Raw genomic sequence first — 13,836 nt, 5'->3', positions numbered from 1 at the left:
AGACCCCTATTCGCCGTGGTGCTTGGGGACGAACTTCGGACCGTCGACGCCGTAGCCGGCCTTCTTCATCACGCCACCGACGATGAGGCCGATGAGGACGACGCCAGCGGAGGCCCAGACGCCCCACGGCTGGTCGAACCAGAAGAACAGCGTGCCTGCCGCGAATCCGATCAGCATGATCACGACGGCGGTCCAGGCGGCCGGCGAGTGGCCTTCGCCGAGTTCTGCGGGCTCAGTGTTGCTCACGGTGCTCCTCGTTCTGCTCCGGCGTCGTCGGTCGAGCGACGCCCTGTCGATCCTACCGTGTCGTCACTCGGCGCCCCCGCGCCCGCGCCGTCCACGGTGGTGGGGTCCACGCCCGCGCTCAGGTCGTCCCAGTCGACGACCGCATCGCGCTCGACGGGTGCCGCGGCCCGCGCCGCGGCGGCGGCTCCGGCGGTCGCGGCTCCGTACTTCCTGCTCGGTCCGGGCCAGGCGCGCTGGACCACGATGACGACGACGCCCAGCAGCACGGCGAGCACGCCGCCCGCGATGCCGACTGCGGGCCACGGGCTCACGCTGACGCTCGACACGACGCTCCGGACGGCGCCGAGGTCGCTCACCCCGGCGACCTCGCCCACGGCGCCGCGTGCAGCGGCGATCGGGTCGGCGGCCGCGGTGATGCCGCTGACGACCACGCCGAGGCCGAGCAGGATCTCCACGGCGGCGAGCACGATGCGCAGCACCCGTCCGGCGATGGTCATCGCGAGGAACAGCGCGAGGCTCGCGATCGCCAGCGCGGTGAACTGCGGCACGACCGCTGCGCCGTCGGCGGCGACCGTCGACGTGACTGCCGCTCCCGCGTGCAGGCGGACGGTGAACCAGGTCTGGGTCCACGCGAGCATGATGATGCCGGCGACCAGGAGTCCGGCGACGACGACGATCGGGCGCGACCGCTTCACGAACGGACCTCGCGCATCCGGTTCGCCGTCGCGACGGCACGCAACGGGGCCGCGGCCTTGTTGACCGCCTCGACGTGCTCGGTCTCCGGGTCGGAGTCGGCCACGAGGCCGGCCCCGGCCTGCACGCGGGCGACGCCGTCCTTGATCAGGGCGGTGCGGATCGCGATCGCCAGGTCGGCGTCCCCGGCGAAGTCGAAGTAGCCCACGACACCGGCGTACGCACCACGCTTGGCGGGCTCGAGCTCGTCGATGATCTGGAGCGCTCGGGGCTTCGGCGCGCCCGAGAGCGTGCCTGCCGGGAACGTCGCCCGGAACACGTCGATGGCCGAGGCCTCGGGACGGATGCGGCCCTCGACGCTCGACACCAGGTGCATGATGTGGCTGAACCGCTCGACCGTCATGAACTCGGTGACGGCGACCGTGCCCGGCTCGCACACCTTCTGCAGGTCGTTGCGGGACAGGTCGACGAGCATCAGGTGCTCCGCGCGCTCCTTCGGGTCGCCGAGCAGGTCCTCGCCGAGGCGGACGTCCTCTTCGGGCGTGGCACCACGCGGGCGGGACCCGGCGATCGGGTGGGTGACGGCGTGGTCGCCCTGCACCTTCACCAGCGCCTCGGGCGAGGCGCCGACGATCCAGAACCGCTCGTCGGCGGTGTCCGCCAGCGCCAGGAAGTACATGTACGGGCTCGGGTTCAGGGTCCGGAGCACACGGTAGACATCGAGCGGGTCGGCCGTCACCTCGTGGTCGAACCGCTGCGAGATGACGACCTGGAACACGTCGCCGTCGCGGATGAAGTCCTTCGACCGCTCGACGGCGGCCATGTAGTCGGCCGGGCTCGTCCGGTGCGTCGGGGTCGGCTCCGCGATCTCGAACGCCTCGGCGACGGTCGCGACGCTCGGCTGCACCAGGTCGCCCTGCATGCGGTCGAGGCGCTGCTGCGCGTCCGCCCACAGGGCATCGGCGTCGTCCGTGCCGTCGTTCAGCACGCTCGCGACGAGCAGCACGAGCCCGGTGCGGTGGTCGAGGGCGGCGAGCTCGGACACGAAGGACAGGGCCTGACCGGGGACGTCGAAGTCGGACGGCGGCACGTTCGGCAGGTGTTCGAGCTGCCGGACGGCCTCCCACCCGATGAAGCCCACGGTGCCGCCGACGAGCGGCGGCGAGCCGGGCACACGGGGCGTGGCCCAGCGCTCGTGCAGCCGCGCGAGGACGTCCAGCGGGGCACCGTCGAGGGACCCGACGGCCCGCTCGGCGTCGATGCCGGTGTCGATCCACGCCGCGCGGTCGCCGTCCTGTGTCAGGACGCCGAAGCTCCGCACCCCGACGAACGACCAGCGCGACCACAGGCCGCCCTGGCCGGCGGACTCGAGCAGGAACGACCCGGGGCGGCCGTCGGCGAGCTTGCGGTACACGCCGACCGGCGTCTCGCTGTCGCCGTACAGGGCGCGGACGACCGGGATGACGCGGTGGTCGTCGACCAGACCGTCGAACTCCGGCCGGGAGGTCGTGTGCGGGTTCTCGGAGATCGTCGCGGCGGTCATCGGGTCGCCTCCACGGCTGCGTCGGCCGGGGCGGACATGGTCACGGGCGCGAGCGGGTCGACGTCGAAGCACCGGTGCGCACCGGTGTGGCACGCTGCCCCGACCTGGTGCACCGTCACGAGGAGCGTGTCGTCGTCGCAGTCCAGCGCGGCCCCGCGGACGTACTGCGCGTGTCCCGACGTGTCGCCCTTCCGCCAGTACTCGTTCCGCGACCGCGACCAGAAGGTCACACGGCCCTCGGTGAGGGTGCGGCGGAGGGCTTCCCGGTCCATGTAGCCGAGCATGAGGACGTCCTTCGACGATTCCTCCTGCACGATGGCGGGGAGCAGGCCGTCCGCACCGAAGTGTGCGCGGTCGAGGACCGCCTCGGTGTCGGTACTGGTGCTGTCGGTCATGAGACTCCTAGCCTACGGCGGCGGATCAGCGGACGGCGTGACCGGTCGCGCGGAGCGCGGCCTTGACGTCCCCCACGGTCATCTCGCCACGGTGGAAGACGCTGGCGGCGAGGACCGCGTCCGCACCCGCGTCGACGGCCGGGGCGAAGTGCTCGACGCGACCCGCGCCTCCCGAGGCGATCACCGGGACGGACGAGACCGCGCGCACCGCGGCCACGAGTTCGAGGTCGAACCCGTTCTTCGTGCCGTCGGCGTCGATCGAGTTGACGAGCAGCTCCCCCGCACCGCGTTCGACGGCTTCGCGCGCCCAGGCGATCGCGTCGAGGTCGGACTCGGTCCGCCCCCCGTGGGTGGTGACCACGAAGCCCGAGGGCATCCGGTCCGACCGCTTGACGTCGAGCGAGAGCACGACGGCCTGCGCGCCGAACCGGTCGGCGATCTCGCCGACGAGTTCGTGGCGGGCGATGGCCGCGCTGTTCACGCCGATCTTGTCCGCACCGCACTGCTGCAGCCGCGACACGTCGTCGACGCTGCGCACCCCACCACCGACGGTGAGCGGGATGAAGACCTGTTCGGCCGTCCGGGTCACGGTGTCGTACATCGTCGCCCGGTTCTCGACCGTGGCGCCGACGTCGAGGAAGGTCAGCTCGTCGGCACCCTGCTCGTAGTACCGCGCCGCGAGCTCGACGGGGTCACCGGCGTCCTGCAGGTCGAGGAAGTTGACACCCTTGACGACTCGGCCGCCCTTGACGTCGAGGCACGGGATGACCCGCACCGACACGCCGCCGGTGGTCACAGGCGTGCGGCGTGGATCGGGCTGACGAGGATCGCCCGGGCGCCGAGGTCGTAGAGCGCGTCCATGATGAGGTTCGCGTCGTCGCGCGGGATCATCACGCGGACCGCCGCCCACTCGCGGTCGTGCAGCGGCGACACCGTGGGCGACTCGATGCCGGACGCCACCGCCGTCGCCTGCTCGAGCAGTGCCGTGGGGACGTCGTAGTCGAGCATCACGTAGCCGCGGGCGACGAGCACGCCCTGCAGCCGCCGACGCAGCACGTCGATGCCGGCGATGGTCTCGTCGGTGGAGACGAGCACCGCGGTCGACTCGAGGATCACCGGGCCGAAGATCTCGAGGCCCGCCTGTCGGAGCGTGCTGCCCGTCGACACGACGTCGGCAACGGCGTCGGCGACCCCGAGCCGCACGGCGCTCTCGACGGCGCCGTCGAGCTTCACGAGCGTCGAGGTGACCCCGTGCTCGGCGAGGAACGCTCCGACGAGGCCGGGGTAGCTCGTGGCCACGCGGACGCCGTCGAGGTCCTGCAGCGAGGCGAACCGTCCGGGCGTGCCGGCGAACCGGAAGGTGGAGTCGGCGAAGCCGAGCGCGTCGACCTCGTGCGCCTCGGAGCCGGAGTCGAGCAGCAGGTCACGGCCGGTGATGCCGACGTCGAGTGCGCCGGACCCCACGTACGTGGCGATGTCCCGCGGGCGGAGGAAGAAGAACTCGACGCCGTTGCGCTCGTCGAGCAGGTGCAGCGCCTTCGGGTCACGGCGACCGGCGTACCCGGCCTCACGCAGCATGTCGGACGCGGTCTCGGACAGGGAGCCCTTGTTGGGCACGGCGATGCGGAGCATCAGGGGTCTGCTTTCTGGTCGGGGTCGTGGCGGATCGAGGTCGGTGCGCGGGCTGGTGCCCGAGCGCGTCCTACAGATGTCGCCAGACGTCCGCCGGGGTGAGCCCCTTGGCGACCATGAGGACCTGGAGGTGGTAGACCAGCTGCGAGATCTCCTCCGAGGTGCGCTCGTCGCCCTCGTACTCGGCCGCCATCCAGACCTCGGCGGCTTCCTCGACGATCTTCTTGCCGATCTGGTGCACGCCGGCGTCGAGTTCGGCGACGGTGCCGGAGCCCTCGGGGCGCGTGCGCGCCTTCTCGGTGAGCTCCTGGAACAGGTCGTCGAACGTCTTCACGGGGTCCAGGCTACCGGTCTCCGCTGACGCTGCCGACGCACCGTCCGGACGGGAGGCGGTGGTCGCCTCGGCCACGCCGGTACCGTCCGGCGGTCCCACGGTCACGAGCGGGCCCGAGCGGCGGCCTCGCGCAGGTCGGTGATGCGCGCGGCGGGCTCGCCGCCGAAGACCGCCGACCCCGCGACGAGCGTGTCCGCACCGCTCCGCACGGCCTCGGGCACGGTGTCCACCGAGATGCCCCCGTCCACCTCGAGCCAGACGTCGAGCCCCGAGGCGTCGACCGCCGCGCGCGCGTCAGCGAGCTTCGGCATCACGGACGGCATGAACGACTGGCCGCCGAACCCGGGCTCGACCGTCATCAGCAGGATCATGTCGTAGGCGTCGAGGTGGTGCAGCACCTGGGTGATCGGGGTGCCGGGCTTCACGGCGACGGCCGCGCGGGCACCGTTCGACCGGATCGCCGCGGCGGTCGCCACCGGGTCTTCGGCGGCCTCGAAGTGGAACGTGACGCTCGACGCACCGGTCTCGGCGTACTTCGGCGCGTTTCGGTCGGCGTCCGTGACCATGAGGTGCACGTCGAGTGGCACCGGCGACACCTGCTGCAGGCGCTCGACGATCGGCAGCCCGAGCGTCAGGTTCGGCACGAAGTGGTTGTCCATCACGTCGACGTGCACCAGGTCGGCGGTCTCGATGCGGTGGAGTTCACGCTCGAGGTTCGCGAAGTCGGCGGACAGGATGCTCGGCGAGATGCGGATCGTCACCGGGCAAGCCTACCGGCGTGCCGCGCGTCGGGACCTCAGTCGACGCGACGGAACAGCGCGATGAACATCGCGTCGGTGCCGATCCGGTGCGGCCACAGCTGCGCTGTGGCGCCGTCCGCGATCTCCGGGTCACGAGCGGCGACACCCCGGACGACCGTGGCGGTGTCGAGCTGCTCGAGCCGGCCACCGTGCCGCCCCATCAGCGCGTCGACCTGCCCGCGCGTCTCGGCCAGGTGCGGCGAGCACGTCACGTACGCCAGGGTCCCGCCCGGAGCGAGCACGCGGACGGCGGCGTCGAGCAGTTCGGTCTGCAGCGCCGCGAGCTCCTCGACGTCCTCGGGGAGCTTCCGCCAGCGGGCCTCCGGCCGGCGACGCAGCGCGCCGAGCCCGGTGCACGGGGCGTCGAGCAGGATGCGGTCGAAGGTCATCCCGGTGCCGTCGCGGCCGTACCGACGGGCGTCGCCCTCGACGACCCGCACGTGGTCGCCGAACACGCCGAGGGCGTTCCGCACGAGTCCGGCCCGGGCGGGCACGAGCTCGTTGGCGACCAGGGTCGCCCCGCCCTGCTGCGCCTCGGCGGCGAGCAGCGCGGCCTTGCCGCCGGGACCGGCGCACATGTCGAGCCACCGCTCCCCCGCACGCACGGCCGACGAGCGGCTCAGCGCCAGCGCGGCGAGCTGCGACCCCTCGTCCTGCACGCGCAGGCGCCCGGCGGCGACGCCCGGCACGCGTGCCGGGTCGCCGGAGATGCCGCGGATCCCGACGGGCGACACCGGCGCGGCGTCCGCCTGCACGACGGGTTCGGTGGACCGGACGGGAGGCACGGTGCCGGTCGCGCCGTCGGCCTCCGGTTCGTCGACGGCGGGCACCAGGGCCGCGGGCACGTCGTCCGCCCCGGTCGCGTCGGCGAACGCGGCGTCCGGGTCGTCGTCCGGCGCGGTGCGCGCGGTCGCGGTGGCGATGTCCTCGTCGGTGGCGAGTCCGGGCAGGGCTGCGAGCTGCACCCGGGGTGCTGCGTTGTCGGCGGCGAGCAGGGCTGCGAGCTCGTCGCGGGAGCGCTCGGCGGCCAGGGCGTCGCGGAGCGCGGAGACGACCCAGACCGGGTGCGACCACCGGGTGGCGAGCAGGGCGTCCCCGGCGCGGCCCTCGGTGATCAGGGCGTCCCACTCGTCGTCGGTGCGGGCGGCGATCTTCCGCATCACGGCGTTGACGAACCCGGTGGCGCGGCGGGCACCGACCTCGCGGGCGAGCTCCACCGTGGCGTCGACGGCGGCGTGCGTCGGCGTGCGCATGGCGAGCAGCTGGTGGGCGCCCAGGCGCATCACGTCGAGGACGTCCGCCTCGATGTTCTCGGCCCGGCGACCGGAGGCCAGCGCGATGATGACGTCGTAGCGGCCGAGCATCCGGATCGACCCGTAGGTGAGCTCGGTCGCGAACCCGGCGTCGCGGGCGGTGAGCCCGGCACGACGGATGCGCGTCGGCAGCAGCAGGTTCGCGTAGGCGTCGTCGACCTGCACGGCGCGGAGCACGTCGAACGCCACGCGGCGGGCACTGGCCGGGCGGGGGCCACGGCGGGCAGCCTGGGGCTTCGTCTGGGGGCTCATGCGAGGACCTTCCCGTCCAGTTCGCCGAGGCCACGGGCCCAGGCGGCGGCGTCCATCGCCTTCTTGCCCGCCGGCTGCACCTCGAGCAGCACGAGCGGGGTGTCGGCGGTCCCGACCAGCAGCCGACCGCCGTGGAGCGCGAGCGCACCGGGCGCGAGCGACGGGGCGGGGTCCTCGGCGCCTCCTGGCTGGAGCGTGCTGCGGAGCAGCTTCACGCGGGTCTCGCCCAGGTGGGCGTACGCGCCGGGCTCGGGCGTGACGCCGCGCAGCCGGGCGTGCACGACCGCTGCCGGAGCGGCGAAGTCGACACGGCCGTCGTCGATCGTGAGCTTCGGGGCGAGGGTGGGCTCGCCGGACTGCTCGGTCGCGACAGCGGTGCCGGCGGCGATGCCGTCCACGACGTCCGCCACGACGTCGGCACCGACCTCGGCCATCGCGCCGAGGACCTCACCCGAGGTCGCCTCGGGGTCGATCTCGAAGGGCCGCGCGGCGTAGACCGGGCCGGCGTCGAGCGCCTCGACCAGCTGGAAGACCGTGGCGGCGGTCCGGGTGTCGCCGGCCATCACCGCACGCTGCACGGGAGCAGCACCGCGGTACGCCGGCAGGTCGGAGAAGTGCAGGTTGATCCACCCGTGTCGCGGGGCGTCGAGGGCCGGGCGGCGGAGCAGTGCGCCGTAGGCGACGATCACGCCGAGGTCGACGTCGAGGTCCGCGATCTGGGCGGTGACGGCATCGTCGACGCGCGAGGCCTCGATGACCGGCAGTCCGAGCTCCGCGGCGACGACGGCCACCGGAGTCGGGGTGAGGACCCGCTTGCGGCCCTGCGGGGTGGCCGGCCGGGTGAGCACCGCGACGATCTCGTGGTCGGACGCCGCCAGACGGCGGAGGGTGGGGACGGCCGCAGCGGGGCTGCCGGCGACGACGAGACGCATGGGTCCATCGTCCCACGCGCGTCGCCCGCGGCCGGCACGAGCACCGGCCGACGTCACCAGCCCGTCGTCAGGACCACTGGTCACGCAGGGACGGCGGCGTCTTCGTCGCTCCGGAGTCACGTCGAGCGCGGAGCAGCAGCACGAGCGACGCCGGCGAGTCGATCTCGTGGAGCCGACACGGACCGACCGAACGGTCCCAGTCGGCGGCGAACGCCTCGGCGTCCTCCCGCCGTCGTCCGATCCCCGTCGGGACCGCCAGGAACCGGTTGCCGCGGGTGGTCGTCCGTGCGATCCACAGCGCGAGCGCCAGCAGCGGTGCCCGGCGCAGCCGCGCTGCCTCGCCGCGCCCGGTCTCGAGCAGGAACCGCGGCGTGCGGACCGGACCGAACGCCTCGGCGAGTGCGCTCGTCACCGTGCGGCGGTCCTCCACGGTCCCGCCGAGGGCCTCCATGGTGAACGCCACCGGCAGCCTGCCGGCCATCGTCGGGGTGACGCGGATGTCGCCGTCACCGTAGGCGGGGATGCGTCCGGCGCGGTGCAGGCCGTCGACGACGACGCGGACGGCGCTCCGGTAGCCGTGCGCGGTGTCGAACCGCTGTCGCAGCGCCGTGCCGAGCTGGCGGGCGACCGGCCAGGCGACCGCGGTCGCGGCGACCACGGCGAGGACCGCACCGACGACGCCGAGGACGACGCCGGCGCGCCAGAGTTCGACGACGACACGGAACGACTGTGCGACGACCGCGAGCACCAGCGCGAGCACGACGGTCATCACGGCGGCTGCGGTGGGGCCGGTGGTCCACGGCGCGGCATCGGGTTCGTGGAGGACGGCCGCCGTGCTCTCGCGGTCGGCGTACGGCTCGCCGATGCGCCAGGCCGCGTGGGTCTGCTCACGGGACGGCAGCGCCGCCGCGATGTCGTCGTCGAGCGCTCGGACGCTCCGCCGCTTGTCCTTGGCGACGATCGCGGCGAGCCGCAGGGCGTGTGCGTCGGAGAGTGCGGTCCCGGTGCCGCGGACGACCTGGGTGTCGTCCTCGCGGAGGAGTCCCCAGAGCTGATCGTGCTTCCGGTGCATGCGGCTGACGTCCGGCGCTGCGAGGAGCGGGACGTCAGCGGGCACGACGGCGGTGACGGTCCAGTTGTGGGCGACCTTGCGGGGCCAGGCGGGGTCGAGGCGCAGGGTGCGACCGCGGAGCTGCTGGGTGGCGGAGGACGTCGCGACGGCCGTGAGGTCGATCAGGGTGTTCACCGCCGGGCAGTCCCAGCCCTCGCCGAGGAGTCCGCGGGTGCCGACGACGAGACGGGTGGTCGCGTCGGTGAGCAGTGCCGAGACGGCGGCGATGACCGCGGCCGAGCCGGTGCCGGCGGTCTCCACCGCGAGCACCCCCGGTGTGCCGTCCACCGGACTGGCGGGCAGTTCGGTGCCGAGGTGGCGTCGGAGCGCGGGCAGCAGGACGTCGGCGTCGCGGGCGGCGATGCGGAGGTGCTTCGCGGTGACGAGGACGGGGTGCAGGCCGGTGAGGGTCGGGTCCGCGGCGATCGTCGCGAAGGTGCGGAGCGCGCCGGCGTCGCGCCCACCCGAGCCACGGGCGTTGCCGTGCGTGGCGTGGTCCGTGACGACGACGGTGCGCAGGCGGCCCGCGCCCTCCTGCTCGAGTTCGAGCCGGAGGATCTCCCCCACCGCGGTGTCCTTGGCCGCGGACGAGGCGAGGACGGTGTCGACGGGGTCGCGGCCACGCCGGACCCCGCGGTCCGTCAGGGTGAAGCCGAAGTCGACGATGGACCGTTTGATCCGCTGCCACTGTTCCGCTCGGTCGGGATCGGGCAGGAGCCGGTCGAGGGCGTAGCGGGCGAGCAGCCGGAGTCGCTGCTCGGCGTCGGGTGTGCTCCGGGCGGCGTGGTGGACGAAGGCCAGGACCGGGTGGTCCGGACGGACCTCCGCGAGCATGCGCGCGGCGGACTCGGCGACGGCGAAGTCGGTGTCGAACGCACGGGCCAGCCGCGTCTCGGGCGATGCCGTGGCCGAGCGGTCACCGTCGGACTGGTCGACGGGTGGCTGCAGGGTGTGCACCAGCCAGTCCGCGCCGTCGGGGTCGTCGAACGTCGTCGCCACCAGGCTCGCGAGCTGGTCCTCGTGCTCGCGGAGGAACGCGATCTCGTCCTGCGTGGGTTCGACGAACCAGACGTGGTCTCGGTAGGGCGCGAGGTTGCCCTCCTTCACCACGGCCGGTGTCGGGACCTCGTGGTCGACGTCGCCGAGCAGCGCGGTGTAGTTGTCGTGCGCGTCCCGGTCGTCGGTGGACGGCAGGGTGGCGGTGAGCCCGATGAGCAGGGGTTCACGGCCGGCCTGCCGGATGCGTGCGGCGAGGTACGCGACCACGAGGGCCCAGTGGTCGAGCAGGTGGTGGCACTCGTCGAGCACGATGGTGCCGACGCCGTGCGCGACGAGCCGGTCGACCAGGGCCCGGGCGTTCGGGTGCAGCGCGGTCGCGAGGATCGCCGGGTCCTCGCGGGCGAGTCGACGGCGGATGGCCCGTGAGCGCCGCGCGATCCCCTTCCGGTACGCCGTCGGGTTGGAGCCATCGAGGTCGACGAGCCACGCTGCCGCAGCCTGCTCGTCGCGGCCGCCCTCGACGAGTTCGCGGCGCCAGTCCGCAGCCGCGAGCTCGGTGAGCGGGTTGCCGGTCTCGAGGACCGAGAGCATCTGGTAGGTCAGCGCGGTCAGATCACCGGGGTGCTCGGGGTCCTCGGACACGCGGACGGCCGGAGCACCGTCGAGCGCGGCAGCCGAGACGGCCCACTGGGAGCGGATCGTCGCGGTCGGCGCGAGGACGAGCGCGCGGGCTCCGGCGCGGCCGGCCAGCAGGAGCCCGAGCAGGGTCTTGCCGGAGCCCGGCGGCGCGACCACGTGCACCGGGTCCCCTGGCACCACAGGCACCCGGTCGAGCACGTCCTGCTGGTAGCGCCGCAGCGTCCCCTGGTAGCGCCAGCCCGTGAGCGGACCGCCCCGTTCCCCCGTCGTCACGCCTCGAGTCTCCCACGGGCCGTGCGCGGCGGGATGCGTTCCGTGGACCGTCCGTGAACCGACTGCGCGGTGGCTGCGTACGGTCTGAACCACATCAGGAAAGGAACCACCATGAGCGACGTCACCACCGCCACCAACCGCTACGCCGGTTCGTCCGTCCAGAAGGCCGCCCTCGTGGTCGGCATCGTGTTCCTGCTCGTCGGGATCGCCGGGTTCGTCCCCGGCATCACGACCGGTGACCTGGCCGGCGCCGGACACGAGTCGATGGGCATGCTGCTCGGTATCTTCCAGGTGTCGGTGCTGCACAACATCGTCCACCTGCTGTTCGGCGTCGTCGGACTGCTCGCCGCCAACCGGGCCACCGGCTCACGGATGTACCTCGTGCTCGGCGGGGTCGTCTACTTCGTCCTGTGGGTCTACGGCCTGTTCACCGCCGGGCACAGCTCGGGTGCGAACTTCGTCCCGCTGAACAACGCCGACAACTGGCTGCACCTCGTGCTCGCCATCGGCATGGTCGCCCTCGGCGTCGTGCTGCCGCGCGAGCGTCGCCGGCCCGCCAACGCCTGACCGGCGCACACCCGACTGTCGCAGCAACGCGGCAGACCCCGAACGACACCGCCGACGTCCCACGACGTCGGCGGTGTCGTTCTGCGTCGGGGCCACCCAGTCGTGCCCACCCGGTCGGCCGGGCTCAGACCTCGGAGAACGGTTCGGCGTCGTCGAGCCGCACCCGCAGCGTCGGAGCGGCCCGTCGGCGGTTGCCGCCCTTGAGCACCCGCCGGGTCGACGAACGCCGGATGACCTCGGCCTTGAGCGTCGCCGCGACCTCGGCACCGTGGGCGTACGGGAACCGCACGATCGCCCGGACCGTGCCCGGCAGGGCGTCGTCCTCGACGGGGACCGGGCCGAGCACCGGACCGACGACGGCGTCGCCCAGGGCCTCGACCGCAGCGGTGACGGCCTCGTCGGTGCCGGTCATCGTCGCCACCCGGACGGCCGGCGGGAAGTGGAGTTCACGGCGGTCGGTGAGTTCGTCGTGCGCGGGTCCGTCGAGCCGCCACAGGGCCATCGCAGACGCCAGACGCCCACCGATCCCGACCAGGTACACCTCGGCGCCGGGGGCCGACTTCGCCGCCGCGTTCGTCCAGAAGCGCAGCACGTCCTCCTGCACGCGCAGCCCTTCGCGGGCGAGCATCTTCTCGCCGTCGAGCAGCAGCACGCAGGCGTAACCGCCGGGCACCGAGGGTTCCGCCCCGCGGGTGGCGACGACGACCGACGGCTTGGCGGGGACCTCGTCGAGCGGACGGGATCCGTCCGCGACGATGATCCGGGTGCCGGGGAACGCCCGCCCGAGCTCCTCCGCGGTGCGCTGTGCGCCCTGGCCGACCGGCTTGACGGTGCCGTTGCCGCACGTCGGGCAGCGGAACCCGACGGCCAGGGCACCGCAGAACCGGCACTGGGGGGTGGCGCCCCGGTGGGGGCTGCCGAGCGGGCCGCCGCAGACCCGGCAGTGCGCCCGTTCGCCGCACTCGGCGCAGACCAGGCCGGTGCCGAAGCCCGGGCTGGCGACCTGCACCAGGACGGCTCCGTGCTGGCTCGCCTCGCGCGCGGCACGCCAGGCCGAACTCGGGATGCGCGCCTGGGCGGCGAAGCCCTCGGCCCCGGTCTGCTGCACGGTGGGGATGACCTTCGGGGTCTTCACGCGGTACGGGACGACGTCCTGCAGCCAGTGCAGCTCGACCAGGCGTTGCACGTCGGTGCTGCGCGCGTGCGAGACGAACAGCAGCGCGGCACCGGACTGGGCCGCCCGCACCAGGGCGACGTCGCGCGTGTGCACGTAGGGCGCCCGTTGCTCGATGAACGAGGCGTCGCCGTCGTCCCACATCGCGATCAGCCCGAGCTCCGTCGCCGGCGCGTACATCGCCGTGCGGTTCCCGATCGCGACCACCGGGTGCGTGCGGGCCTGCAGCAGGGCCTTCGCACGCTGCCCGTTCGTCTGCTTCGCGTCGAACCGCACCACCCGTTCCGGCGGCAGCACGGCGAGCAGGGCGCGCTCGAGGTCGATGACGTCGCGGAAGTCCGGCACGGCGACCACCGCGGACTGCTCGGCAGCCAGCGTGTGCGCCGCGGCCTGGGCGAGCGTCGCAGCCCATCCCGGCACCCACACCGGTGCGTCCGCGTCACCCACCGCCACGGGCTGGGGGACGGCGGCGACCGCAGCACGTCCGTGCTCCGTCACCACGGCCTCCAGGACGCCGTCGGCGTAGCCGGTGACGGGCGGAGCGGTCACCGGCGGGGGCGACCACGCGGTGTCACGGGCGAGCCAGGCCTTCTCGGCGCGCACCTGCCGCGGTGGCACGGCGAGGCGCAGGACGTCGGAGGCGACGCCCGCCGCCCGGTCCGCGACGGCGCGCGCGAGGGTCCAGATCTCCGGCGCCAGGACGGGCACCGGGGACAGCACGGCCTCGATCTGGCTGAGCTCACCGGGGTACTCACCCTCGGTGACGATCTCGACCACGTACCCGTCGGACATCCGCGCCCCGGTGCGCAGCGGCACCTTGACGCGGACCCCCGCGACGCAGTCGTCCTCGAGCTCGGCCGGCACCCGGTAGTCGAACAGACGGTCCAACTGCGGGAGCGGCGAGTCGAGGACGACGCGCGCGACGGTGGTCAC

General features: G+C 73.6%; 13 protein-coding genes. 1 reads left to right on the top strand and 12 read right to left on the bottom strand.

Translation table 11 applies throughout. From position 1 onward, the window contains the following. Positions 1-6: 6 nt before the first annotated feature. The 11 genes from QRN30_RS14570 to QRN30_RS14520 form a co-directional block, all read right to left on the bottom strand. Entirely contained in the window at positions 7-246 is a 240-nt protein-coding gene (locus QRN30_RS14570; protein ID WP_017887200.1) for an HGxxPAAW family protein, read from the bottom strand. Then, positions 243-941, bottom strand: coding sequence for a Trp biosynthesis-associated membrane protein (locus tag QRN30_RS14565; RefSeq protein ID WP_017887199.1), 699 nt, complete (start codon positions 939-941; stop codon positions 243-245). The genes QRN30_RS14570 and QRN30_RS14565 overlap by 4 nt, the downstream gene beginning before the upstream one ends. Continuing rightward, positions 938-2,482 (bottom strand): anthranilate synthase component I, encoded by a 1,545-nt coding sequence (locus tag QRN30_RS14560; protein WP_017887198.1) that lies wholly within the window; start codon positions 2,480-2,482, stop codon positions 938-940. The genes QRN30_RS14565 and QRN30_RS14560 overlap by 4 nt, the downstream gene beginning before the upstream one ends. Beyond that, positions 2,479-2,877: a phosphoribosyl-AMP cyclohydrolase gene (hisI, locus tag QRN30_RS14555; protein WP_017887197.1), complete on the bottom strand. Its 399-nt coding sequence runs from the start codon at positions 2,875-2,877 to the stop codon at positions 2,479-2,481. Before hisI ends, QRN30_RS14560 begins: the two co-directional genes overlap by 4 nt. Positions 2,878-2,902: 25 nt before the next feature. Continuing rightward, positions 2,903-3,673, bottom strand: coding sequence for an imidazole glycerol phosphate synthase subunit HisF (gene hisF / locus QRN30_RS14550; RefSeq protein ID WP_017887196.1), 771 nt, complete (start codon positions 3,671-3,673; stop codon positions 2,903-2,905). Continuing rightward, on the bottom strand, positions 3,670-4,509 hold the full coding sequence (gene hisG / locus QRN30_RS14545; protein WP_017887195.1) for an ATP phosphoribosyltransferase: 840 nt from the start codon (positions 4,507-4,509) through the stop codon (positions 3,670-3,672). The genes hisF and hisG overlap by 4 nt, the downstream gene beginning before the upstream one ends. A gap of 70 nt (positions 4,510-4,579) precedes the next feature. After that, positions 4,580-4,843: a phosphoribosyl-ATP diphosphatase gene (locus QRN30_RS14540; protein WP_031259753.1), complete on the bottom strand. Its 264-nt coding sequence runs from the start codon at positions 4,841-4,843 to the stop codon at positions 4,580-4,582. Positions 4,844-4,944: 101 nt separating this feature from the next. Beyond that, on the bottom strand, positions 4,945-5,604 hold the full coding sequence (rpe, locus tag QRN30_RS14535; protein WP_017887193.1) for a ribulose-phosphate 3-epimerase: 660 nt from the start codon (positions 5,602-5,604) through the stop codon (positions 4,945-4,947). A 35-nt stretch (positions 5,605-5,639) separates the two neighbouring features. Next, entirely contained in the window at positions 5,640-7,208 is a 1,569-nt protein-coding gene (locus QRN30_RS14530; protein WP_284761265.1) for an RsmB/NOP family class I SAM-dependent RNA methyltransferase, read from the bottom strand. After that, the gene (gene fmt, locus QRN30_RS14525; protein WP_259495616.1) at positions 7,205-8,140 is read right to left on the bottom strand and encodes a methionyl-tRNA formyltransferase; all 936 of its coding nucleotides are present in this window, start codon (positions 8,138-8,140) and stop codon (positions 7,205-7,207) included. Before fmt ends, QRN30_RS14530 begins: the two co-directional genes overlap by 4 nt. Positions 8,141-8,207: 67 nt before the next feature. After that, positions 8,208-11,162, bottom strand: a complete 2,955-nt coding sequence (locus QRN30_RS14520) for a DEAD/DEAH box helicase family protein (protein ID WP_284761264.1) — start codon at positions 11,160-11,162, stop codon at positions 8,208-8,210. Positions 11,163-11,273: 111 nt separating this feature from the next. Here QRN30_RS14520 and QRN30_RS14515 point away from each other — a divergent pair, with 111 nt between their 5' ends. Continuing rightward, complete coding sequence (locus QRN30_RS14515; RefSeq protein ID WP_017887189.1) at positions 11,274-11,729, top strand: DUF4383 domain-containing protein; 456 nt, start codon at positions 11,274-11,276, stop codon at positions 11,727-11,729. 124 nt (positions 11,730-11,853) lie between these two features. Here the strand turns inward: QRN30_RS14515 and QRN30_RS14510 are convergent, their stop codons facing one another. Further along, on the bottom strand, positions 11,854-13,836 hold the full coding sequence (locus tag QRN30_RS14510) for a primosomal protein N' family DNA-binding protein (RefSeq protein WP_214519316.1): 1,983 nt from the start codon (positions 13,834-13,836) through the stop codon (positions 11,854-11,856).

This window comes from Curtobacterium sp. MEB011 (assembly GCF_030209655.1).
GTDB classification, from domain to species: Bacteria; Actinomycetota; Actinomycetes; order Actinomycetales; family Microbacteriaceae; genus Curtobacterium; species Curtobacterium poinsettiae.
Note: the sequence above shows the minus strand (reverse complement) of the source record. Positions and strands in the feature narration are given on the sequence as shown.